At 50.8% G+C, this 22,088-nt stretch carries 24 protein-coding genes and 1 pseudogene; 11 read left to right on the top strand and 14 right to left on the bottom strand.

What is annotated here, in order from left to right:
* Positions 1-58 precede the first annotated feature (58 nt).
* The 3 genes from HCH_RS12540 to HCH_RS12530 form a co-directional block, all read right to left on the bottom strand.
* Entirely contained in the window at positions 59-967 is a 909-nt protein-coding gene (locus HCH_RS12540) for a transglutaminase-like domain-containing protein (RefSeq protein ID WP_011396626.1), read from the bottom strand.
* Between the two features lie 22 nt (positions 968-989).
* Complete coding sequence (locus HCH_RS12535; protein WP_041598615.1) at positions 990-1,739, bottom strand: rhodanese-like domain-containing protein; 750 nt, start codon at positions 1,737-1,739, stop codon at positions 990-992.
* 315 nt (positions 1,740-2,054) lie between these two features.
* Complete coding sequence (locus HCH_RS12530; RefSeq protein WP_011396624.1) at positions 2,055-2,627, bottom strand: DUF1285 domain-containing protein; 573 nt, start codon at positions 2,625-2,627, stop codon at positions 2,055-2,057.
* A gap of 225 nt (positions 2,628-2,852) precedes the next feature.
* Here HCH_RS12530 and HCH_RS34365 point away from each other — a divergent pair.
* A pseudogene (locus HCH_RS34365) lies at positions 2,853-3,023 on the top strand (IS3 family transposase); the annotation flags it as partial.
* A gap of 20 nt (positions 3,024-3,043) precedes the next feature.
* Here the strand turns inward: HCH_RS34365 and HCH_RS12525 are convergent.
* Positions 3,044-3,283, bottom strand: coding sequence for a ChaB family protein (locus HCH_RS12525; protein WP_011396623.1), 240 nt, complete (start codon positions 3,281-3,283; stop codon positions 3,044-3,046).
* A gap of 60 nt (positions 3,284-3,343) precedes the next feature.
* On the bottom strand, positions 3,344-3,484 hold the full coding sequence (locus HCH_RS34220; protein ID WP_011396622.1) for a hypothetical protein: 141 nt from the start codon (positions 3,482-3,484) through the stop codon (positions 3,344-3,346).
* Between the two features lie 178 nt (positions 3,485-3,662).
* On the opposite strand from HCH_RS34220, the gene HCH_RS12520 reads away from it, so the two are divergent.
* A complete protein-coding gene (locus HCH_RS12520; protein WP_011396621.1) occupies positions 3,663-3,992 on the top strand; it encodes a four-helix bundle copper-binding protein in 330 nt (109 codons plus the stop codon).
* A 265-nt stretch (positions 3,993-4,257) separates the two neighbouring features.
* Here HCH_RS12520 and HCH_RS12515 read toward each other — a convergent pair whose 3' ends face one another.
* Positions 4,258-4,857, bottom strand: a complete 600-nt coding sequence (locus HCH_RS12515; protein WP_011396620.1) for an exopolysaccharide biosynthesis protein — start codon at positions 4,855-4,857, stop codon at positions 4,258-4,260.
* A gap of 109 nt (positions 4,858-4,966) precedes the next feature.
* The gene (locus HCH_RS12510) at positions 4,967-5,389 is read right to left on the bottom strand and encodes a CBS domain-containing protein (RefSeq protein ID WP_011396619.1); all 423 of its coding nucleotides are present in this window, start codon (positions 5,387-5,389) and stop codon (positions 4,967-4,969) included.
* A 258-nt stretch (positions 5,390-5,647) separates the two neighbouring features.
* On the opposite strand from HCH_RS12510, the gene HCH_RS12505 reads away from it, so the two are divergent.
* A complete protein-coding gene (locus tag HCH_RS12505) occupies positions 5,648-6,808 on the top strand; it encodes an aminotransferase class V-fold PLP-dependent enzyme (RefSeq protein ID WP_011396618.1) in 1,161 nt (386 codons plus the stop codon).
* Here HCH_RS12505 and sixA read toward each other — a convergent pair.
* The 4 genes from sixA to HCH_RS12485 form a co-directional block, all read right to left on the bottom strand.
* Positions 6,805-7,266, bottom strand: a complete 462-nt coding sequence (gene sixA, locus HCH_RS12500; RefSeq protein ID WP_011396617.1) for a phosphohistidine phosphatase SixA — start codon at positions 7,264-7,266, stop codon at positions 6,805-6,807. The genes HCH_RS12505 and sixA overlap by 4 nt on opposite strands.
* 11 nt (positions 7,267-7,277) lie before the next feature.
* Positions 7,278-8,309 carry an NAD(P)H-dependent glycerol-3-phosphate dehydrogenase gene (locus HCH_RS12495; protein WP_011396616.1) on the bottom strand — a complete coding sequence of 344 codons (1,032 nt, stop codon included), beginning with the start codon at positions 8,307-8,309 and terminating at the stop codon, positions 7,278-7,280.
* 274 nt (positions 8,310-8,583) lie between these two features.
* Positions 8,584-9,093 (bottom strand): STAS domain-containing protein, encoded by a 510-nt coding sequence (locus HCH_RS12490; protein ID WP_011396615.1) that lies wholly within the window; start codon positions 9,091-9,093, stop codon positions 8,584-8,586.
* A 3-nt stretch (positions 9,094-9,096) separates the two neighbouring features.
* Entirely contained in the window at positions 9,097-10,275 is a 1,179-nt protein-coding gene (locus tag HCH_RS12485; protein ID WP_011396614.1) for a SpoIIE family protein phosphatase, read from the bottom strand.
* Positions 10,276-10,546: 271 nt separating this feature from the next.
* On the opposite strand from HCH_RS12485, the gene HCH_RS12480 reads away from it, so the two are divergent.
* On the top strand, positions 10,547-11,947 hold the full coding sequence (locus HCH_RS12480; protein ID WP_202945306.1) for an HD domain-containing protein: 1,401 nt from the start codon (positions 10,547-10,549) through the stop codon (positions 11,945-11,947).
* Between the two features lie 50 nt (positions 11,948-11,997).
* Here HCH_RS12480 and HCH_RS12475 read toward each other — a convergent pair whose 3' ends face one another.
* Positions 11,998-12,954 (bottom strand): DUF523 and DUF1722 domain-containing protein, encoded by a 957-nt coding sequence (locus HCH_RS12475; RefSeq protein ID WP_011396612.1) that lies wholly within the window; start codon positions 12,952-12,954, stop codon positions 11,998-12,000.
* Positions 12,955-13,155: 201 nt separating this feature from the next.
* On the opposite strand from HCH_RS12475, the gene xthA reads away from it, so the two are divergent.
* On the top strand, positions 13,156-13,968 hold the full coding sequence (gene xthA, locus HCH_RS12470; protein ID WP_011396611.1) for an exodeoxyribonuclease III: 813 nt from the start codon (positions 13,156-13,158) through the stop codon (positions 13,966-13,968).
* A gap of 141 nt (positions 13,969-14,109) precedes the next feature.
* A complete protein-coding gene (locus HCH_RS12465; protein WP_011396610.1) occupies positions 14,110-14,730 on the top strand; it encodes a TetR/AcrR family transcriptional regulator in 621 nt (206 codons plus the stop codon).
* 35 nt (positions 14,731-14,765) lie between these two features.
* On the opposite strand, the gene HCH_RS12460 is transcribed toward HCH_RS12465, so the two are convergent.
* Positions 14,766-15,179: a phasin family protein gene (locus HCH_RS12460; RefSeq protein ID WP_011396609.1), complete on the bottom strand. Its 414-nt coding sequence runs from the start codon at positions 15,177-15,179 to the stop codon at positions 14,766-14,768.
* A 173-nt stretch (positions 15,180-15,352) separates the two neighbouring features.
* On the opposite strand from HCH_RS12460, the gene HCH_RS12455 reads away from it, so the two are divergent.
* The 4 genes from HCH_RS12455 to HCH_RS12440 all read left to right on the top strand — a co-directional run bounded on the left by HCH_RS12455 (position 15,353) and on the right by HCH_RS12440 (position 19,503).
* Positions 15,353-16,390: a hypothetical protein gene (locus HCH_RS12455; RefSeq protein ID WP_011396608.1), complete on the top strand. Its 1,038-nt coding sequence runs from the start codon at positions 15,353-15,355 to the stop codon at positions 16,388-16,390.
* Between the two features lie 106 nt (positions 16,391-16,496).
* Entirely contained in the window at positions 16,497-17,351 is an 855-nt protein-coding gene (locus HCH_RS12450; protein WP_011396607.1) for a YiiX/YebB-like N1pC/P60 family cysteine hydrolase, read from the top strand.
* 377 nt (positions 17,352-17,728) lie between these two features.
* A complete protein-coding gene (locus HCH_RS12445; protein WP_011396606.1) occupies positions 17,729-18,544 on the top strand; it encodes a lysophospholipid acyltransferase family protein in 816 nt (271 codons plus the stop codon).
* Positions 18,544-19,503, top strand: a complete 960-nt coding sequence (locus HCH_RS12440) for an SDR family oxidoreductase (protein WP_011396605.1) — start codon at positions 18,544-18,546, stop codon at positions 19,501-19,503. Before HCH_RS12445 ends, HCH_RS12440 begins: the two co-directional genes overlap by 1 nt.
* 135 nt (positions 19,504-19,638) lie before the next feature.
* Here HCH_RS12440 and HCH_RS12435 read toward each other — a convergent pair whose 3' ends face one another.
* Positions 19,639-19,836 carry a hypothetical protein gene (locus tag HCH_RS12435; protein WP_041598612.1) on the bottom strand — a complete coding sequence of 66 codons (198 nt, stop codon included), beginning with the start codon at positions 19,834-19,836 and terminating at the stop codon, positions 19,639-19,641.
* Positions 19,837-19,893: 57 nt separating this feature from the next.
* Between HCH_RS12435 and prsK the strand changes: the two genes are divergently transcribed.
* Complete coding sequence (gene prsK / locus HCH_RS12430; protein WP_049780938.1) at positions 19,894-21,996, top strand: XrtA/PEP-CTERM system histidine kinase PrsK; 2,103 nt, start codon at positions 19,894-19,896, stop codon at positions 21,994-21,996.
* The last annotated feature ends 92 nt before the right edge of the window (positions 21,997-22,088 follow it).

Below are 22,088 nucleotides of genomic sequence, written 5' to 3'. Positions count from 1 at the left end.
TGAAAGCTCAAAAACTCTTTTATATAAACAAGACTTAGTTAACTTGGCCGCCGTCTACTCATTGCATTTCAATAACGACATTCTCGTCATCTACTGAAAAGCGGCTTCGTCCTAATGGCTCACCATCTGCGCTTTCACTTAAAACCCTGAAAGCGACATAATCTTCTTCCTGTTGGTTAAATACGCCATTGAGTGGGTCTGCAAGACGCCAGCGGCGACCATCGTGGAATAAAGCCCAATTGTGATAGTCAACGCCGGAAATGACTGTAGCGGGTCGGGAGGCGATGAAACCGCCCAACGGAATAGCAGGGATGCCTAACTTGCGCAGAATAGCGACATAGGCGAATGTGTATTCGGTACAATCGCCGGTCTTATTCTCCAGCGCCCATACCGCTCCCTTCTCTTCTTTTATGTAATCCGATTGTTTCAGGTGTTGCGCCAGCCAATCAAAAGCCGCTTTAGGTTGACGCTCCAGGGGTAGCCCCTCAAAAAGTTTCGCGACCTCACGAACTTCAGGACTATCGACCTCTATATACTTCTCATTCTTTAGCCACAACTTAGGGTCTATTATGATAGGCGCTAGAGGCAGCATAGTTATTTCTGCGTTAACAGTAATATTTCTGGTTTCATATGAAGCCAGTTGATCTATTTTGTAGATGAGTGTTTGGTTGGAAATAGCATCAACTTCTTTTTTATATTCTTTCAGACCATCCAGTGCGACCAAACGTTGCATTGGGTAATCACTAACTGGCGCAAATAAATGAATAGATAGATCCTTGGCGAAAGCCTGACCTTTGTTCTTGACCACAAACTGAAATCGAATCAACTTTTTAGTAGGCGAAGAAAGACTCGCCATGTGCGCGGTTACTTGCCTGTATAGAGTTACCCCATTCCAGGCGCCCAACCCTAAGCACAGGGCCAACGCGACAGGAAGTATTACAACGGCTATAAATCGTGTTTGCGTCATATATCTAATGCTTCCTTTGTGACTACTCTCCGCCTCGGCAACGATACCGGTCAGGGATTGAGCGCCGCTTTTCCTGAACTGTCGCCAGACTTTCAAAGTGTCGTTCAATGGCTTCCGGACTGGCTTCATACCTATACAGATTGCGATATTGGCTTTCCGCGTATTCTTCCAATGTCCCTTCCAGCATAATTACAGGCAGATTGCGCGACACCTCATCGCCGCCAAGCGCTTTAACCAGAGCCATAGCAAAACTCTTATCTCCCGCAATAGGCAGCACGGGGATATTTTCAGGCACATAGCGACGTACGCGGTCGTACCACGACTGTCCCACTATCAACTTGGCGTCGCCGCCAGTTAGGGCTACAACAAACTCAATCTCTGTTAGCCTGGACAACGCAGCGACATCTTCCGGGAGCCCAGCAAGTTTATTCCCCGATAACCGCCAGGCATGCAGGCCTCCACGCACGATTTTGACGTCAATAAAGCCAGCTTCTTTAAGACGGGCGCACAGCTGCGCATTCTGGCGGGTCAATACTCCCTTATTGACAAGCAGCAGCGACCTGCTTTTCAGAGTACGTTGATGAAAAATGAAGTTACCGGGGAGGTTAATGGAGCCTGGCACGAAAGCTTTCTCGAAATCATTAGCGCTGCGGGTATCTACAACGGTAACCCTACCCAGATCCACCGCATCCACATCGACAAAGCACGAGTAGTCTTCCGGTATCTCTGATACATCATAGAGCGGAACGTTATCCAAATATTCTTGCTCCATACGACATGCGCCAGAGCGTTCTTCTTCTGCATACGCAATCGGGGCAAGAACAAGATTTAGGGGAAATAGGAAGACGAGGACCAGACGAGTGAAAGGCGTCACCGAAAGAAATGAGTAGAATTTAGACATTACGTCCCCTGTAAAGACACCGCTGACAGCAATAACAAATGCAGTCTTGATGGCTAACTCCCTTTAGCGGAATTTACCCCAGACATCTAACCGGCGCGAAATATAACAGAAGCTAACAGAAATTAAAATTCGTTAAGATTTCCGTAAGGTTTAATTTTTCAAAATTCTACATTTGCTTACATTCCCTTACCCAAGCCTAAAAAACACCCCAACACTCTCCACCCCATACACGCTCTCTCCCCCAATAACCCGCTCCTCCGCCAAATCCGCCAGTTGGTAAAACACGTTACGTCCGATCAGTGCTTCCATTCCTGAGCGCATTCCGACATAGGGGGACGGTTCTTCGGTGATGGGGTCAATCTGTACTCTGATTGGGTGTTTCTCGGAAACCAGGGCGCTCTCGTCCAGATTAGTCGTGAGTATGATGCATGGCTGGCCGGCGTCGTTTTGGTATCGCTCCATAGCGGTGATGACAAAGGGAGCGTCTTCCACTTCTATTTTGGCTTTTTCCACCGGGGTCACCAGAAAGTAATCTCTCCCCTCTTTCTTGAGGACGCTGGCGAATAGTTTGACTAAAGCCATGCGCTCTATCGGATTGCCCTGGTAGAACCATTTGCCGTCACGTTGAATTCTGATATCAACGCTCACTTCCACTGTCGGGTTCCAAGTTTCGACAGGCGGCCGTTTGGCGTTGGCGATCGTTGTTAACTGTTCAGACAATTCTGTAGCAGAACGTATAAGAGGATATTTCTCACTCAAAACCAGGCTCCTTCTCAAAATCCGCTAACGCGGCATAAAACCGGAAACTAAAGACCACGTCGCCATTCCTATTAATCCGGCAGACAAATAGCTTCCTTCTATTTGTTTGAAACGGCAGGGCCTACACATGTCAGGCCCTGTATCCTATGGCTTGTCGCCGCGGATAAATTTGCTCAGGATGAGGTATGTCCATATCCACCTTCTGCAGCAATTTCTCTTTGTCTTTTCCGAGCACGCCTTAAGCATGACTGGATATTAAAAATCCCCCAGCCTACCCGGGAACACATGAAGCAGGATGTCGCAGCCTACATGAGATATTACGATCTCGAAAGACTGCATACGGCGAACAATGATATGTCGCCGATTAATTATGAAAATTCTCGAAGAAAAGTGTCCGGTGGGGTTTGGCCAGAACACTATTTGTTTGTCTGGTTAATAGGACGCCACTCGTCGCCTTTTTTCTCATACTTCTCCTTCACTGCCGACCAGGCCACCCGGTGCGCGGTTTCTTCCCTGGAGGCGGAGCCGCGGCGCTCTTCCGGATCTTTATAATGCTCCCAGGCGTTATTGAAAGCGGACTGATAAATTTCCTGGGCGTGCTTGGGCAATACCCCTCTGACATTGTCGGGCAGGTTGCTGATGCTGTCGTAAGGCATGGCGAATTCTCCTTTGTTGAGGCGGGTTATCCTTCAAGGCGTACGGCGGCAAGACACGCATCAGCGCTTTACGCCGTGTTGGGATACGTAGTCCAGACTGGCGAAGGTCGCATCGATTTTCTCCAGGTCGACGTCTTCCTGAGCAACGGCGGATACACCACCCATCAGCCACAGCGCCGCCGCGATTACTTGCATCTTCATTGGCTTCTCCTTTCTGCACTCACGCCCTTTAACTGGTCGACTGCAAAGCCTGTGCCGATAGCCGAAGGCCCGGCTAAGCGCTCATGACGGCCTCTTAATTTCTTCGCGCCTCATCATGACATTGGCCCCATACTTGCGGCATTCGCATGGCCTAACCACAGAGGAAAGGAGAAAACCAATGGGCCACCAACTCTATGAATCATGTATCAAAGCTTGTCAGCAATGCGCCAATATCTGCGATCATTGCTCCGACAGTTGCCTGCAGGAAGAGGATGTCCACAAGATGGCCGACTGTATCCGACTCACCATCAACTGCTCGGTCATCTGCCGCGTCGCCGCCGCCTTTATGGCGCGCAGCAGCGCGCATTCAAGCCAAATATGTAAAGCTTGCGCGGATATCTGCGAAGATTGCGGAAAAGAATGCGCCAAGTTCAGCGCGTCTCATTGCGAGGAGTGCGCGCAAACTTGTCGGGAATGCGCCGAGAAATGCCAAAAAATGGCGGCCTGACAGCATCATGAAATCCTGTGGGAGAGGGAAAGCTGCGGGCGATAAGCTGCGAACAGATGGCTTCAGGGACGGAAGCCCCCCCCCACAAAACCAAACCGTTTACGCACCGCACACCGCCTGGGGTCACCAGGCAGACAAATAGCTTCCTTCTATTTGTCTGCCTGATTAATAAAACCGAATGATAGATGACGCACGAAGAAGATGAAGGGGTTTATAAAAGTGGAGACTACGGGAAATAACGCGGCTTTACATACCCATACCAGCGTTACATACCCATACTAAAAGTGTACATCATCAGGGCTACAGTGACGCCGCAAAGAATCAATCCGATCAAAACCAGCAATCCGTCGTGGGAAATCAACGCCAATCCGAACAGGGACAAGGCGGCGCCGCTGAGTGAGTTGGCGAATGGCGCGAGCTCCAACGGAGGCATCAGCGCTATGATGCCCAGACAGACAATCGCGACAAGATACACCGCCGCCCCTTTAGTGAGAACTTGCAGCCTCGGGTGGACGTAGCGGTCAACCCATAGAGCTGGCTTGCGTAAGACGTTCAGCGCCTGCATGAATCTGTCTTTGTCTATGCTGCGTCGTAACACCCAGCTGGGCTGCCAGAAGTACCTGCGCCCCAGCAGCAGCTGGATGATGACGGGGAGGACGACGAGCGCGGTCAACGTGGGAAGACCCGGCACGCCGCTCAGCGGCGAAGCCGGAATCAGCCCCGCCAACAGCAGGATGGGCCCGAAGGAGCGCCGCCCCGTCACTTCCAGCACGGTTTCAATGGACACCCTTTCACAGGAAAGGCTCCGCTCCTCCAGCCGATCCAGCATTTGGGTAAGGTTGTGAGGCTTATCGTCTTCCGCCATCGGCGTATGGTGTGTAAGTTATGCAATGCATCTGTAACTTTTACCCCTTCAGTCTCTTTTACCGCCTATAAGCGGAGGCAATCCCCTGTCGTCTTCCCCGCCGACCGTCTTAGTGGTAATGCTTACAACAGTTGGCGATAGACTGGGAGATGTCGCTGTCAGCGCACTTGTCGGCGATATCGCCCACCGTGACCATTCCCACGAAGTCCTTGTCGTCCTTACCCTTCAGCACCACCAGGCGCTGCACTTTCTGCTCTTTCATGTTTTTCAATACGTCTTTCACATCATCCTCCTGATAACAGTACAACACTTTTTCCTGCACGAGATCGCCCACTTTTTCATCCATTCCCTTGCCCTCGGCCACCGCGCGAATGGTGATATCGCGGTCCGTCAACATGCCTATCAGACGATCGTTGCGGGCCACCGGCACGCAACCGCAACCTTTTTCCTTCATACGCACCGCAGCATCGCGAATCGTCGCATCAGCGCTCAGAAATTCGGGTTTCGCACTCATCACTTCTCTTACCTGCATGGTTCTATCTCCTTGTTTAGTTAGTCGGGTCCTGTCACAGGACCGTTGTTCAGGACTACTGAGACATCGCTGCTTAGTAGTAGCCCATTAAAACGGAGCAAGCACCGCACCAGTTTTTGTTTGGCGCGCGCGGGCGCCCTGAAAACAGGTTCTACGTATTGAATAGGGATGCCCCCCATACTAGAGTCCTCCTTTTAAAGACGCCTACCATAACGGAATAACCGTCGCCGCTACGGCGACAAAACGCGGATATTACCCATGCCTTTAGACAACGTCTCTTTTGACCGTCTGGTCTCCGATGAATTTCCTCTGGACGAGTCCATCACCTACCTCAACCACGCCGCAGTCGCCCCCTGGCCTTCCCGCGCAGTCGCCGCTATTGAAGCTTTCGCCAGAGAGAACCTCAAGACAGGCGCCACCCATTATCCAGAGTGGCTAAAAAAGGAACGCTCTTTACGGTTGCTGCTCAAAGACTTGGTTAACGCCGAAAGCATCAACGAAATCGCCCTGGTTAAAAACACCTCAGAAGCGCTGTCTTTCGTCGCTTATGGGCTGGACTGGAAAGCGGGTGATGAAGTCGTCATTTCCGATCAAGAATTCCCTTCCAACCGCATCGTTTGGGAGTCTCTGCAAGAGAAGTTCGGCGTACGCGTTGTCTTCGCTAAACTCATGCAGGCCGCGACGCCCGAGCAAGCCGTGCTGGATGCGCTCTCAGACAAAACCCGGCTCGTGTCCATCAGCTCCGTGCAATACGGTACGGGCTTAAAAATGGAGCTGACGTCTCTGGGCGCCGAGTTGAAGCGCCGCAATATTCTGTTCTGCGTCGATGCTATTCAGAGCCTGGGAGTTTGCCCAACTGACGTTCAACGGGACAATATCGACTTCCTGATGGCGGACGGCCATAAATGGATGCTGGGACCAGAGGGGCTTGGCGTTTTTTACGTCAACAAACAGCGCCTGGAAAGTCTGCAGCTCACCCAATACGGCTGGCACATGGTGAAAGACCGGGGCGATTACAGCAAAGATACCTGGGAGCCAGCGCCGAATGCGACCCGTTTTGAGTGCGGCAGCCCCAACATGTTGGGAATCTTTGCTCTCGAAGCCAGTCTGGCGCTGTTAGCGGAAGTGGGCATTGAGCAGGTTTACGGAAAAATCAGCGCCAATGTCGCCGCCTTGAGAACCCTGCTATCCGACATCGACGGTATTGAATTCATTACGCCAAGCGATGAGGATCGTTGCGCCGGCATCCTTACCTTTACCATCAAAGGGCGCAGTATGCCTGAGCTTCATCAGCAATTAATGGATAAAAACGTCATCTGCGCGTCCCGAGGCGGCGGCATTCGCTTCTCTCCCCATTTTTACACCAGAAGGAAAGACCTGGAAGCCGCCGCTCAGGTGCTGAAAGAGCTGCTGGCTTAATAGATTCGGCTTTTTTCCATTCCGCACCCAAGACCCCAGACCGGCATTTCGTATTCACGAATTTCGCTGGTCTGGAACCCTGTGGAAGGAAAGCTGCCGCCATGCTCCAGCAAAGCTGCAAGCGCCGCCACCAAAGGCATATGGGTAACCAAAATAAAATTGTGGCCTGCAAATGGCTCCAGCGCATTCAGGCAGGCTCTGGGGTCATCATCCGGGGTAGCCAGCTCCATAACATGAACAGACTTGATGCGGGAGAATATCTCGCCGACTATTTCAGCGGTCTGCGTGGCGCGCACATAAGGGCTGTGTAATAGCGTCAACTCGCCTTCATGATGGCTCGCCAGTCGCTCTGCGACTTCTCGCGTACGCGTGCGGCCGTATGCAGTCAACTCACGCAGGCTGTCAGATGGAGCCCGCATTTCCGCCTCGCCATGACGCATAAAAAAACAGGTTCGCATGAGAGAATCCCTCAGTTTGCTTCCGAGCGCGGCAATACGAACTCGACATCACTGTTTTGCTCGCGCTGCATGAGCTGGGAGACCACTTCTTTGATGGGAAAGTGTTCATAAATAATTTTATAAAGCCCTTCCACCAAAGGCATCTCTACGCCTAACTCCCTGGACTTGTCCCGCACCAGGCGCGTGGTATTGACGCCTTCCGCCACTTCCCCCAACGCCGCCACGGTATCCTCCAGCTTCTCGCCCTTGCCCAACGCAAAGCCTACGCGATAGTTACGACTGAGGGGCGAGCTGCAGGTCACCACCAAATCACCTACGCCAGCCAACCCCAAAAATGTCATCGGATTCGCGCCCATGAAAACTGCAAAACGACTCATCTCCGCAAGACTTCGCGTAATCAGCATTGCCTTAGTGTTTTCGCCAAGCTCCAGGGCAGAGGCCAATCCTGCGATAATCGCATAAATGTTTTTCAGTGCGCCGCCCAGCTCTACACCATACATGTCAACATTGGCGTAAACACGGAAGTAGCGACAGCTAAGAACGTCTTGCACCAGCGTCCGCACTGGTTCGCTGTTGCTGGCGACCACTGTGGCGGCCAGACTTTCCTGCCCAATCTCTTTCGCCAAATTGGGGCCGCTGATTACGCCAATTTCCTGCTCGGTCAACTCCTCCCGCAGGATGTCGCTCATCAGCTTGAAGCCTTTTTCATCAATCCCCTTGGTCGTACTCAGCCAGAATTGTCCAGGTTTGGCGTACTGCTTCGCATCCCGCACCACATCGCCGAAGGATTTACTCGGCACGGACACCAGGACCAAGTCGCTGTTGGCCACCGCCTCTTGCATGTCTGACGTGCAGATCAGCTTTTCGTTCAGCTTTACTCCGGGAAGATATCGGGCGTTCTCCCCCGTCTTGCTCATTTCCGCAGCGCGCTCTTGGTCTCGCATCCACAGAACGGTGGGGTAGCCGTTACCCGCCGCAATATTCGCTAGTGCAGTACCAAAGCTGCCGCCACCGAGAACAGTGACTTTTTGTGATTTTTCCATAGAACTAACTGTGTTTAGGTTGTCATTTAACGCCAGTGTAAGCGTCCAAGTGGAAGTTTTCTAACACTTTTCGGTAGTTTAAAAGCCATGTCCCGCCACCTGCGCGCCAACATTCATTCCGCCACCAAAACATGGCGCACAGGAAGAATGACTAAAAGCTTAGCCTTAGATGCTTATACAAAAAAGATATGACAATCTGAGAAGATGCGCCGGGAGATTAAAGGGAGACCTTTGGGCGCTTACGGACAACGCCCATACTAGCCTTCAAGTGGAATCAGTACGATACCGAGGATGCAGGCCCTTGATCACATTCCAATGCCTGCACCAAGTCTTTAAAAGCGGTTCGATTACTCTCATTCAGCTCCATAAGAACTTTGTGCGCGGCAAGAACCTTCTCACGCACTTCTTGCTCTGAAGCCAAAAGAATAGGAATTTCTGAGAGGTGCTCAATATCTGTGGCGGCTTTTTCAACGATAATAAACAACTGATCAAACCCCATCGACAACACTAAACGAGTAATATCCTCGTTGGTGGATACGATAGTGGGTAAAATTTTGCGGTGCTTTTTGGCGAAGATCCCAATCTTTGCGAGGAGCCCAAGCGTCGTACTGTCAACAATACTCGTCTCTGTAAGATCAATGACCACCGTAATGAAAGACTGATCTTCTTTCATCTCGTCGATCAAATGGTCCAATGTAGAACACAAATTCAGTCGGATCTCTCCGATAAACTTCAGTACGTAAACACCCTGCTTTTCCGCCTGGAGTATTTTATACCCTGACATCAATTACACCGTCGTTTCCATAATAGACACGATTGCTATGTCATCGGGCAATTCGGTAATCCACCTCAACCCGAACGCTTTTTCCAGTTCAGGTATAGTGTGACGCGCCTCCTGCACGGTTTCAAGCAATGCTTGCTCCTTTTCTGCGAGTGATTTGGCATTAATCACTTCAAGCAGTCCATCGGAGCAGATAACAAGGGAAAATCCCGGCGCCAGCGGTTCTTCGTACAAGGGATAAACCGGATCGTCAAATAAGCCCACGGGCGGGCCTTTTCCGTCAAGGTATCGACTAACGCCATTCACGGACATCACCGGCATGGGAAAATGAGCGCCCATGGAATAGCTCAATACCCGGGTTTGCAGATCAATGACGCCAGCGAACATCGTCAGGTGTTTGCCAAGATCTGTGTCCAACAACTCGGCGTTGACCCGCTTTAAGAAGCGATCTGGATATAAAATGTCATCGCTGGACTGCCGGCGCAGGTTACGCTGCAGTCGATTGCTCAAGTTTTTAAGCAGCACGGTCACAAAGGCTGACGATGCGCCATGACCGGACACATCCGCGAAATAGAAAGCAATCTTATCGCTGCTCAAACGGAAATAATCAAAAAAATCGCCGCTGAGATATAGAGACGGCTTGATGCAATGATCAAACTGAATGCCACCGTACTCCACTTCCCGTTCAGGCAGCATTTTCATCTGCACATGACGACCTGCGCGCTGGTCCGCCTGCAACTCTTCCAGCCCCGCACGCAACTCTTTATTGGCCAGCTCAAGGTCATATCGATACTGCTGATTTTCACGGTACACGCGCACTTGATCGATCTGTCGCTGAATCGCTTCATCAAGCACAGCGACATCCGCCACGGGCTTGACGATATAGTCAGATGCGCCGGATCGCAGAGCGCCTAAAATATTTTCCGCATCCGCGCGCTTGCTATGAATAACGATGGGGGGTCTGGGGTGAACGTCTTTGAGTAGCGAATACAACGACTTAATGTCGTCAGAAGTGAGGTCGCCTATGATGATGTCAGGAGTGACTTGCGCTTTGAGATCAGTAAAACACTTGACCGACGCGCAATGCACCACATGGAATCCCCTGGACGTAAGGTGTTCCTTCATGTGACGGGATACATCCTCGTCGGAGTCGATTATGAGAAGAGCTTCCTCTAGATCAGCCATGGCTCATGCGCCACTTACTTATTAAGCTATTTTTATACACTGGGGTAGGTCGACAGCTGGCATAGTGAATATTATTGTAGCTCGTTACTTTGTTTTTAGCGGACAACCGCTCGACCTGCAAGATACATTTGCAACATAATGTCAAAAATTAGAATTATCATACTAATTGCCCCTATGAGATTTTATACGCATTTCTCTCTATCCAATTTCTTAATTATTCAGCATGGATAAGTTCTTATACGATCTTATGGGCGTCAGAGATCGCCTCATAATGGACCCTGTACACGGCGCAATTACGCTGTTTGAGCACGAAGTTCGCGTCATCGATCACCCTCTCTTCCAGCGTTTACGCCACATTTGTCAAAACGACATTCTTTCGTTGGTGTTTCCGGGCGCCACTCACTCGCGCTTTCTTCACAGCATCGGCGTCATGCATGTCGGACATAAAATGTTCAGGGGATTGATGGAATCCTGCATGCGCAGGCACAGAACCACGCAAGCATCCTCTTCTCTGCCGCTGGAGTCGATTGATTTTTTCAATAAGTTGACGCGGCTAGCGTGCCTGTTGCACGACTGCGGACATAGCAGTTTCTCCCATCAGTTTTCAAAAGTCCCCAGCATCGCCGCCATGCTGGGAACCAGTGAACCGTTTCAACGTTTATGGGCTCAAGCCAACATCAGCGATGAGAACATGGCGGCTCTGTACCCACAGCGCCCGAAAAAGCTTGAGCATGAACACTATTCCGTCCGCTGCGCGTGGGAAATACTCCTCGCTCCAAACTCCGAACAAACGCCCTATTCCGCCCTTGACGTCACCGCGCTGATGGAAACAACCACCGGCGCAGTGACGCCCGAGTTTTCCCGGCATGCAGAGTTAATCTGGCCATTGCTCAGTGGTTCGACGGAAACGCCCAAGCAGCCGGAAAAACACATCGTCCGCCTGTTACGTCTGATCGTATCCGGTGAAATTGACGCTGACCGCGCGGATTACATGCTGCGGGATGGATTCCACTCATCAGTGACCATTGGCGGCTTCAACCTGGACCATTTGCTGAAGAACCTGCATGTGGGCTGGGACCCGGAATCTGACTGGATGGGCCTGGCCATAACTCCAAAGGGCCTGGGAGCGCTGGAGGATTTTGTGTATTCACGCCACCAGATGTATCGCAAAGTTTATGGCCATAAAACGTCCATCGGCTTTGACTGGCTGTTGCGACAAGCGATGGAGGAAGTCATTGGTCAGCCGGACGTGGGAGAGTATGTAAAGGCGTGTCTTACTGATATTGACGAGTTCTGTTATCTGACGGACAACTATTTTTGGGAGCAATTCAGGCTTCTCGCCAGAAAACAGCCGAATAGCTACTCGCAGATGATGATAAACAGGGTTCGCCCCCATCACCTTCATACAGAAGAAAGCATGGGAACCGTTGATCAGGAGCCAATCAAAATGATGCTGGCTGAGCGCCATGACTTACAGCCGGAGCAAGTCGTCTGCTGCGCGCTGAAGGCGAGATTTTCCAAGATCAAAGGCGCTTACGAGGATATTAAGGTCATGCAGAAGGGCTCCAATCCAGAGCGCACGCTTCCTCAATATGTGCGCATTGGCGAAGTAAGCAACTTCTTCCACAAGTTCGAAGACGAAACCATCGCCCACTTCTACCGCAAGCCTTGAGTCAGCGGGGAGGAGCACGCCTCCCCGTAGAAGCGCCCGACTTACGTCGCTTAAATAGCGTTTCTCAACCCTAAATGTGAAGGATATGGCTGCAAGTAGGCCTGTTCAGCAAGAAACCCATCTTGCGTTGCAGAGCAGTAGTGTTTCAACAGCGTCAACGGCGCCACTAAGGGAATAACGCCATGGCGGTAATCCGTTAGCACTGCATCCCACTCCCGCTTTTGCCAGGCGCTCATTGTCTTACGCAGCACTTTGGAAATATTGGTTAGCACATGGAAGTGATTCTTTCGTTGCGCTCGATGGGCCAGACAGCGCATCAGACTGGTCTCGTATTGCTCCAATACGCCTTTCATCGAGCCCGCTCTGGCTTGAGCGGCAATATTGCCCAACAGAATTTGATCCTGCGGATGATGCGCCATCAGTAGATACTTATATCGGCGATGGAAGGCCTGCAGCTTATCCGGCGAAGGCGCAGCCAGAACCTGTTCTTTCCATTCTCGATAACAACAGACCCGGACAACGAAGTTTTCCAGCAACGCTGGCTCATTTAACCGCCCCGCCTCCTCGATCGGCATATTGGGATGCGCCTGCATCACTTTCGCCGCAAAGACGCCCGCTCTGACGCCAATAACGGCGTCGCCGCTTTCGTTGTATAGCTTCACCCGGAAGACGCCGCAACTGGGCGACTTCTGCATGAAAACATATCCATCCAAATGGGAAATTTTCGCTTCCAGCGACGCAGCGTAACCAGCCAACTTGTCTGTAACGTCCAGATCTGCATCCTTGGAACCCACGGCTCGTACTTGCCCACCCCGCTCGATCAAACGAATGGGGCGACGAGGTATGCCCATACCGATCGCCACTTCGGGACAAAAAGCCTGAAAATCAAATACATCCCGCAGCCGATCAGTCAATAAAGAAGACTTTTTATGACCGCCGTCAAATCTGACCTGCTCGCCCAATAAACAAGCACTGACGCCAATCTGAGGGCGCTTGCTGTTGTCCACTTTCAGCCTCCATTAACCAAATAAACAAATGTGACGCAAACAACGGGATAAGAGCCTCCCTACCCTACGCCAAGGCGTAAAACGCCCTGACTCATTTATATACGACTTCCGCAAGGATTTGGTTCTTCATATAGACAACGTTGTTCGGTATATTGGCCCGCAACATGTAGAACAATTTCCCTTTTCCGGTAGGTACTTATCATGCGGATCGTCTCATTCAACGTAAACGGCGTACGTTCACGTCTTCATCAGCTGAAAGAACTTATCAGCCAATATCAACCGGACATCATCGGCCTGCAGGAAACCAAAGTCATCGATGAGCTGTTTCCACTAGAAGCCATCAACGAGATGGGCTATCAAGCGGAGTATTATGGGCAAAAGGGCCACTATGGCGTCGCCCTGCTCAGCAAGCAGCCCGCGTTGCGCTGTTTCAAGGGATTTGAAGGCGACGGTGAAGAGGCGCATAAACGGTGGATTGTGGGCGAGTACGCAGTTGGCGGCCAAACGCTTGTAGTTTGCAACGGCTATTTTCCTCAGGGTGAGAACAGAAGCCACCCCGACAAATTTCCCAACAAACAACGTTTTTACGCCGGAACGCTGGACTTCCTGCAGCAACGCTCCCCGGATCAGCCAATAGTGGTGATGGGAGACATGAACGTTTCCCATACGGACAGCGACATCGGCATCGGCGAAGAAAACCGGAAACGCTGGCTAAGAACCGGCAAGTGCAGCTTCCTGCCCGAGGAGCGAGAGTGGCTGAACCGCCTGCTGGATTGGGGGCTTGTGGACACATTCCGCCAGCATTTCCCTGACGTCAAAGATCGCTACAGCTGGTTCGATTACCGTAGTCGCGGCTTTGAGGACAATCCCAAGCGCGGCCTGCGTATTGACCTGATTCTGGCCACACAACCGTTGGCGGCGCGCTGCGTTGACGCAGGCGTATCTTACGAGATCAGGAGCATGGAGAAAGCCTCCGACCACTGCCCGATCTGGGCTGATTTTGATCTGGGGTGACGCCGCCCCTTTCCAGGGACTTTGGTTATCACAGGCTTTGGGTAATAAATTATCGATTTTCACCGCCCGGAATTGCCTTGAACGCCCGAAAAGTGAATTATTATCGGGACTTGGAAACCACAGGATGCTAAGAAAGGTTGCATGAAAACAAGGGAGCGCATCATCCACATCAGCCTGGAACTGTTCAACCGGTTCGGAGAGCCCAATGTCACTACCCTGCAGATTGCGGACGAACTGGATATCAGCCCTGGCAACCTTTACTACCATTACAAAAATAAAACCGAGATCCTGCATGAGCTTTTCGCGCGCTTTGAACAGCAGATGCTGGAGTTGCTTGACGTTCCCAATGTGGAAATCGGCATTGAAGATCAATGGCTGTTTCTACATCTGATCTTTGAAAGAATCGCCGAGTACCGCTTTCTCTACAAAGATCTGGTGAATATTCTGCAGCGCTATGAACGCATCCGCCCTCGCTTTAAAAAAATCCTTCATAAAAAGACGGAAGCGTCCCTGACGATATGCTCAAGCCTTCGCGATCAGGACATCCTGATCGGCAGCGATGAAGAGCTGGAGGCGCTTTGTAACAATATCGTCCTGACTATTACTTACTGGCCAAGTTTCGACCTCATTCGCCACCCTGCAGACGCGCAGGATATCGATTTATCGCATGGGGTATATCAGGTCATGTCGCTGGTCGCGCCATATCTGCGCGACGGAGAAAGGCAGGCTCTGATGGCCATGAGCCGGGAGTATCTCTCTTAACGCCCGGCATTGGAGTTCTATAAAGGACGCCGGCTTTATTTACCGCCCTTTTTGGCGTTCTCCAACTCGTCGATTTTTGCTTTCAATTCTTCAATTTCCCGACGTAGCGCCTCAAACTCTTTATAGGTGGGCATACCCAAACGGTGCAAAGCGCGCGAGACTCTTTGATCAAAGACCTGCTCCAGTTTATCCCAAGTGGTGTTGGCCTTGTCTTTCACCTCTTCCACCCGGTCTTCAACCGCCTTCAACTGCTTTTCAAATACGCCCCGGGTTCTCTTCTCCAACTCCTCACCCTCCTGAACCAATTTCTCAAATACTTTGCCTGCATCCTCTTCCGCTTTGTTGTAAGCGCCCAGCCCAGCCAACCAGATTTGACGCGCCGAGTCCTTTATTTTCTTTGATACCTGCTTTGGGGAATTAGGGTTGTTGTCCTGATCAGTCATAGTCATGCACTCAATTCGCCGCCGATTCCATTTGCCACACTGTTTTACAGCATCCGCGCGCTTCGATTTTCTAAACGCCGCGCGCCAAATAATGCGACATACTAACGCGCGTGAACGCCTTTATTAAATAGGCTAGCCGTGTTATCTAATTAAATAAACACAACTTTAAGGAGCGCTGTTTGCTAAAAATCGACTATGAGCACCTCAGGCAAAGCCGTCAGGGAATATGGATCGCCCTTGATCTGTTCATGCTGTTCATGCTGGTTATTAACCTGTCTCTAATCATTATTGACGCTCTCTTCGATACAGCAGCGATGCAGTTCTTGACGCGCAACTACACTCCCTGGCTGCATGAACCCCTGATGTTGATGCATGAGAACTTTTTATTGGTGGACCTCGCCTTTGTCTCGTTATTTATTTCTGAGTTTTTACTGCGCTGGTTCGTCGCCATAAAAGAAAAAACGTTCGAGCGCTGGTACTTTTTTCCGTTTCTACACTGGTATGACCTGATTGGCTGCATCCCGCTGGGCTCCACCCGACTGCTGCGTTTCCTGCGCGTGTTCTCGATTATCTACCGCCTGCACAAATATAAGATTATCGATATAGCCAACACCAAACTGTTCACGTTTTTCGCCTTTTATTACAACGTATTCCTGGAAGAGCTTAGTGATCGGGTCGTGGTCAAGGTCATTTCCGGCATCCAGGAAGACCTGCGTCATGACTCCGAAATCGGGCGGCGCATTGCAGAGAAAATAGTTGAGCCAAGATTGCCTGTGCTGGCGGAAACCTGGTCGCACATGGTGACTCAGCTGTCCGGCAATATGCGCTCCAATCCTGACAATCCTCTCGTCGCCAAACTGCGTCGCAGCCTCACCGACGCAATGCAGTCTCATACGAACTTCAAGCGCGTTAACGCCATCCCATTTATTGGCGGCAACATCACCGGCAGATTGGAGGACACCATCGCCGATATTGTGGTCAGCACTATCGCCAATCTGCTCGAAGACCTGGAAATCCCCGACCATATTGATGGGATTAAAAGCAGCTTTGAGCAGCTTAATGTGCGTAGCGGCGGAGCCTTAATGCAATTGGACGAGCAAGTGATAGAGCTCATTATCGACATTCTTGAGCTGTCTAAAGAGCAAGTGGCGGTGCAAAGCTGGAAAAGAGAACTGCGAGCCGCCCAAAAAGCAGGCGCGGAAGATAAAGACGCTTAAGGTATATAAAGCCCGTGCTATATATTTAGTATAAAGTGATAGGAGCAATCACTGGCGACGCAATCAACACATAAAGGATTTTCACAGGTGGGCGCAGAGTAGCGAAATGGGCGCAGGCATAAAAACCGGAGTATTCGACACCCTTGTGGACTGGCTGGTAAAAGAAAAACCAGCCGCTGAGATCCCCTTGAGTAATTTCGACCGCCTGCGTCACGAAATTCGCCCCTGTGACGTCATTCTGGTGGAGGGCCGCTCACGAGTCAGCGAGGTCATCAAGGTTGTGACTCAAAGCCGCTGGTCCCACGCCGCATTGTATATCGGCCGCCTCCATGAGGTTGAAAGCCCCTATACGCGCCGGAGAATTTCCGAGTACTACGACGGACAACCCAATATACAGCTTATCGTCGAAAGTGAGTTGGGTCGGGGAACAGTAGTGCGCCCCTTATCCTCTTATGAGCGCGACCATGTCCGCATATGCCGGCCCAGAGAACTGAATTATCAGGACGCGCAGAATGTACTGAATTACGCTATCCGACAACTGGGCGCCAATTACAACATCCGCCAGATCTTTGATCTGTTTCGCTTTCTACTGCCCTGGACTATCCTGCCCCGGCGCTGGCGCTCCTCTCTATTTCGGTCTCACCCAGGATTACCAACGGAAACCGTCTGCTCCACCATGATCGCGGAAGCTTTCAACTCTATTCAGTACCCCATTCTGCCTCTGGTGAAAAAAACTTCAGCGCAGGGCATCCAACTTTTCCGTCGCAATCCGAAACTGTGCACCCCCAGCGACTTTGATTACTCCCCCTACTTCGACATCATCAAATACCCATTTGTTGACTTTTCGCACAGCAAATCCCGTTACCGGTTACTGCCATGGAGCGGCAACGAGAAACTTTCTCCCGAAGAGAGTGACCTTTATATCGACGATCTGCCGGATTATCAGGACAAATTGGAATAACTGATCCGCCAACCTTGCTATATATCATTCATGAAAGGCTTCTTACATTGTTATAAGAAAATATGATTAAAAAATAATCACTTTCGATTTGTAAATATGTGTAAAAGATCAATACTTAAGATGACTGACTTGCTCAACCCTGCTGGTCAGTCATGTAGGAAGTCTTTCATGGATACTACTCACACCTCTAGCCCGAAGCCTCTCCCTGGGTTTCGGGTTTTTTTGATCTCGCTCACAAACTCATATAACGAAAGTATTTAGCGCCAAAATCAGAAGCTTATGATGCAGCTTCAGATTTCATCAATGCATCCTTATCGATATACTAGCGGCCCATAAGACATAAGAAAAACGCTGCAATGTCGCCAAGGATAAATGACATGAAACTACGCCCCCTTTTAAGAAGGATTTTTGTCTCAGAGGAACTGGAGCGCCAATATACAAACATCGCAAAACCTGTCGGCACTCTTGGATATGATCCCTGGGGCCTCAATGTAGACACCAATATCGTCACAATGGCCCTCTTCAAACCCATCTTTGAAAAGTATTTCCGGGTTGAGACTCACGGCATTGAAAACATCCCCGCATCCGGCCCTGCGCTGATCGTCGCCAATCACAGCGGCCAGCTTCCTATCGATGGCGTACTAATCGCCTATGCGCTAGCCACCCGTAAAGTTAACCCCCGTATTCCTCGCGCTATGATCGAGCGCTTCTTCCCCACAGTTCCTTATATTGGCAACCTGCTCAACCAAATGGGAGCTGTGCTGGGAGACCCCGTAAATTGCGCCAAAATGCTAGGACGGGAGGAAGCCATCATCGTTTTTCCAGAAGGCGTCCGCGGCTCCGGCAAACTATACCGGGACCGATATCAACTGAAACGCTTCGGCAACGGCTTCATGCATCTCGCCATGCAGCATAACGCCCCAATTGTTCCAGTTGGGGTGGTGGGCTGTGAAGAGACTATTCCCGCCATCGCCAATATCGCTCCGCTGGCGAAGATGCTCGGGATTCCTTACGCCCCCATCGCCATTCCCTTTATTTTCCCGGCGAAGGTCATTTTGAACTTTGGCGAACCACTACATTTCGAGCCAGGGGAGATTACGGAAGACGAAGTGAGCAAACGCGTGGATAAAGTGAAGGCAGAGGTCAGCCGCCTGATCGACAAGGGACTGCATGAACGGAAAAGGGTATTTTAATGGCTGCAAGAAGAAAAAAGACCAAACCTGAGTTACTTGTTACCGGCGCCGCAGGCGCCCTCGCCCAGCAGGTCATTGCGCGCTTGCGGGAAAAATACAAAGTCATTGCGGTGGATTTTCGTGAACAGGTGTATTTGGGCGACGACGTTCCCAGCTACCGGATTGACGTTAACAAGCGCGGCTTCGAGGACATCTTCCGTAAACACAACATCACCGGCGTTATCCACCTTGGCAGAATGATCGCCAGTGAAGAAAACAGAATGCGCCGTTACAACTCCAACGTGCTTGGATCTCACCGTCTTTTGGACCTGTGTCATAAATACCACATCCAGAAGGTGATTATTCTCTCCACCTACCACGTGTATGGAGCCAACGCCTACAATCCCGCTCTGATTGATGAAGGAGCCCCTCTCAAAGCGGCGGAATTGACCATGGATTTGATCGACTCAGTGGAACTGGAGAATCTGGCCAATATTTATCTCTGGAAGTATCCGGATTTGAACATCACTGTTCTGCGCCCGTGCAATATCGTAGGCCCAGAGGTCAGGAACACCATGTCTCTGCTGCTCTCTAGCAAGTACTGCCCAGTGCTGGCGGGCTTTTCCCCGATGATGCAGTTCATCCATATTGAAGACATGGCGGAGGCGATTGTCGCAGTCATCAACAGCCGCGATCATCGGGGCATCTATAATGTGGCGACAGAGGACTGGGTCGCCTACCAGGAGGCGTTGGATCGCTGCGACTGTGTAAAAATCCCAATTTGGTCGGTTCCTCCGATTGCGCCAAGACTAATAAGCAACATGCTGCAACTTAAATCGTTCCCTCCCTATTTGCTGAATTATTTCAAATATCCAGTGATCATCGACGGCCAGCTTTTCAGATCAACTTTCGGGTTCACTCCGAAATATTCACTGGATGAAATTTTCAGTTATTACCGTAACTTAAAAAGGCGACGCTGAGAGACTTCGGTAGACCCATACTTGCCCTGTGCGGCTTCTTCACGTATGTACTAGACTTTTTATTTAAGACGAACGCATACGCGGAGAAGTCGACATGGGACACTTCGATTTGATGGACTACGCACTGAAGCGGTATTACCACCCAGGCGCAGTCATTACAGAAGAGGAAGCGAGCAGGCATCCGAGCCTGCGCCGAACGACAGGGCTATATAGATGGAAGAAGAAAATAGTAAGAAATGTCTGGTTAATATCTGGCTTGTTCATGTTGGCTAATCCATCCTTGCCGGTCATCGTCGCCACAGCGATATTTACAGCCTTCATTTCCTTCAGCATACTTGACGAATCCATCTGATCTGACTTTGACATCTTTGACGGGCCTAGTATCGCAGTATGGTTATTAATTTCGGAGCCATCAGTCACGCAACTGGCGCCCTGGTTTACTTTCTTATTACGCTTCTGCTCGCAAGGGGTTATATGCGCCGCCTTGTGGACAGAGCGTTGTTGACCGCTTGTCTGGTCACATCTATCTGGCTGGGAGCTCTTGCCGCACAGCAGGCTATCGGAGCCCCCTCTTTCGTCACCCGTTACTGCCTTGAAGTTGTTCGCAACGCGGCCTGGATCGGCGTTCTTTTCATTATTCTGGGCATCAATCTCAGCCCCAAAAAAAGCAACACGCCAACACAATACTGGCTTGGCATGTCCATTATCGCCGTACTGGCGGTTATGCTGGTGGCGGGCTTTACTCGCAGTTTCACTGATGAACCGCTCATTTCAGGACAATGGCTATTGCTCGGGCAAATCAGCGTTTCGCTGGCGGGACTGGTCATGCTGGAGCAGGTATGGCGCAACGCCACCGGCTATAAGCGCTCCAACATCCGCTACCTCTGTTTGGGCATTGGCGCTTTTTATATCTACGACTTCTTTTTGTACTCCGACGCGCTGTTGTTCAACAAGATCTCCGCGCCGTTCTGGGACGCTCGAGGCGCAGTGAACACTATCTGCGCGCCGCTGGTGGCGCTCACCATGGTCAACACGCGTAAGCAGCCGATAGACGTACAAATATCAAGGCAGTTCGTCTTCCATACCAGCGCCCTCGTGTTCGCCGGCCTGTATCTCCTCATCATGTCCGCTGGCGGCTACTACATCAACACCGCGGGAGGATCATGGTCCGAGGCGCTACTGATTATTTTCTTCTTTTCCTCCACCATCATTCTGGTCCTGCTGGGCAGCTCCGCCTGGTTACGCGCCCGACTTATGGTTTTCATCAGTCAACATTTCTTTAACTACAAATATGATTACCGGGAAGAGTGGCTGAGCATCACCCGCTTACTCACCGCGCTAGATTCCGATGAAGCGCTGGAAAAAAGAATCATCCGGGTTATGTCCAACCTGGTCGAGAGCCATGCCGGCGCCTTGTGGCTAAGAGACGAGGACAACAGCTTCTCGGCGAAAGCCTTCTGGAATATGGGTGAGATCAAGTTCGATAAAATTGATGTCAGCTCTGAGCTGATAGAGTTTCTGAGCCAGGGCGACTGGGTCGTTAATTTGAAGGAATATCAGATCGACCCTACCCGATATCATCTTATGGAAATACCGGACTGCATCTGGAACACCAAAAAACCCTGGCTTGTCGTTCCGTTGTTCGTTCGAGAAAGCCTGTTTGGTTTTGTCCTGATCGCGGAACCTATCGCCAAAATAGAGCTTAACTGGGAGAACTACGATTTACTGAAAATCGTCGCCCGTCAGGCTGGCGGCTACCTGGCGCTACTGCAGACTCAGGACAGACTCTCCGAATCAAAACAGTTTGAAGCGGTAAATAGAACTTCCGCCTTCATGGTGCATGATTTAAAAACGATCATCGCCCAGCTGTCGTTGCTGGTAAACAATGCAGAAAGGCATAAAACCAACCCTGTCTTCATTGACGACATGATTCGCACCACCGAGCACGCCCTGAAAAAAATGAACCATCTGCTGGTGCAAATAAGAAACCCCGTCACCAAAGACGAAATTACCCAGTTTGATCTGGTCGCCCTGATCAAGGAGGTCATCGCCAACGAGTCCAAGCGTGAGCCTCATCCGTCCTTCAGCGGTGAAAGCTCAGCCATTTCCATCACCGCAGACCGGGACAAACTGAAGAGCGTCTTCGTGCACTTGATCCAAAACGCACAAGACGCCACAGACAAAACGGGCGACGTCAGTGTTTCCGTGAAGCGTAGCGCAGGCTGGGTCGTCGTGTTCGTACAAGATACCGGCTGCGGCATGACGGATGAGTTTATCAAAGGCCAGTTGTTCAAACCCTTCGAAAGCACTAAAGGATTAACTGGTATGGGTATCGGCGTATACCAAAGCAGAGAATATATTCGCAAACTCGGAGGGTCGGTCGATGTGACTAGCCAAGTTGGCGTAGGGACCTGTTTTACGATCAAAATTCCCATCGTCGGCGCCGCCGTTCCCGCCCCCGGATTCAGCAATATGAAGGCGGTTAACCAGTAAAGACAAGCAAAGTAGTAAAATATCCTGACAGGCCATTCTTCCTCTGTTGTCTTTGGGGATTTCCCTGTTAACATGTACCGCCAAAAACTACA

Origin of the sequence: Hahella chejuensis KCTC 2396 (genome assembly GCF_000012985.1) — a bacterium.
Lineage (GTDB): Bacteria > Pseudomonadota > Gammaproteobacteria > Pseudomonadales > Oleiphilaceae > Hahella > Hahella chejuensis.
Note: the sequence above shows the minus strand (reverse complement) of the source record. Positions and strands in the feature narration are given on the sequence as shown.

Coding starts and splice junctions, on each gene's coding strand:
- HCH_RS12540 (WP_011396626.1), bottom strand. CDS start 967: ATGACGCAAACACGATTTATAGCCGTTGTAATACTTCCTGTCGCGTTG.
- HCH_RS12535 (WP_041598615.1), bottom strand. CDS start 1,739: ATGGAGCAAGAATATTTGGATAACGTTCCGCTCTATGATGTATCAGAG.
- HCH_RS12525 (WP_011396623.1), bottom strand. CDS start 3,283: ATGCCTTACGACAGCATCAGCAACCTGCCCGACAATGTCAGAGGGGTA.
- HCH_RS34220 (WP_011396622.1), bottom strand. CDS start 3,484: ATGAAGATGCAAGTAATCGCGGCGGCGCTGTGGCTGATGGGTGGTGTA.
- HCH_RS12520 (WP_011396621.1), top strand. CDS start 3,663: ATGGGCCACCAACTCTATGAATCATGTATCAAAGCTTGTCAGCAATGC.
- HCH_RS12515 (WP_011396620.1), bottom strand. CDS start 4,857: ATGGCGGAAGACGATAAGCCTCACAACCTTACCCAAATGCTGGATCGG.
- HCH_RS12510 (WP_011396619.1), bottom strand. CDS start 5,389: ATGCAGGTAAGAGAAGTGATGAGTGCGAAACCCGAATTTCTGAGCGCT.
- HCH_RS12505 (WP_011396618.1), top strand. CDS start 5,648: ATGCCTTTAGACAACGTCTCTTTTGACCGTCTGGTCTCCGATGAATTT.
- sixA (WP_011396617.1), bottom strand. CDS start 7,266: ATGCGAACCTGTTTTTTTATGCGTCATGGCGAGGCGGAAATGCGGGCT.
- HCH_RS12495 (WP_011396616.1), bottom strand. CDS start 8,309: ATGGAAAAATCACAAAAAGTCACTGTTCTCGGTGGCGGCAGCTTTGGT.
- HCH_RS12490 (WP_011396615.1), bottom strand. CDS start 9,093: ATGTCAGGGTATAAAATACTCCAGGCGGAAAAGCAGGGTGTTTACGTA.
- HCH_RS12485 (WP_011396614.1), bottom strand. CDS start 10,275: ATGGCTGATCTAGAGGAAGCTCTTCTCATAATCGACTCCGACGAGGAT.
- HCH_RS12480 (WP_202945306.1), top strand. CDS start 10,547: ATGGACCCTGTACACGGCGCAATTACGCTGTTTGAGCACGAAGTTCGC.
- xthA (WP_011396611.1), top strand. CDS start 13,156: ATGCGGATCGTCTCATTCAACGTAAACGGCGTACGTTCACGTCTTCAT.
- HCH_RS12465 (WP_011396610.1), top strand. CDS start 14,110: ATGAAAACAAGGGAGCGCATCATCCACATCAGCCTGGAACTGTTCAAC.
- HCH_RS12460 (WP_011396609.1), bottom strand. CDS start 15,179: ATGACTATGACTGATCAGGACAACAACCCTAATTCCCCAAAGCAGGTA.
- HCH_RS12450 (WP_011396607.1), top strand. CDS start 16,497: ATGGGCGCAGGCATAAAAACCGGAGTATTCGACACCCTTGTGGACTGG.
- HCH_RS12445 (WP_011396606.1), top strand. CDS start 17,729: ATGAAACTACGCCCCCTTTTAAGAAGGATTTTTGTCTCAGAGGAACTG.
- HCH_RS12440 (WP_011396605.1), top strand. CDS start 18,544: ATGGCTGCAAGAAGAAAAAAGACCAAACCTGAGTTACTTGTTACCGGC.
- HCH_RS12435 (WP_041598612.1), bottom strand. CDS start 19,836: ATGCTGAAGGAAATGAAGGCTGTAAATATCGCTGTGGCGACGATGACC.
- prsK (WP_049780938.1), top strand. CDS start 19,894: ATGGTTATTAATTTCGGAGCCATCAGTCACGCAACTGGCGCCCTGGTT.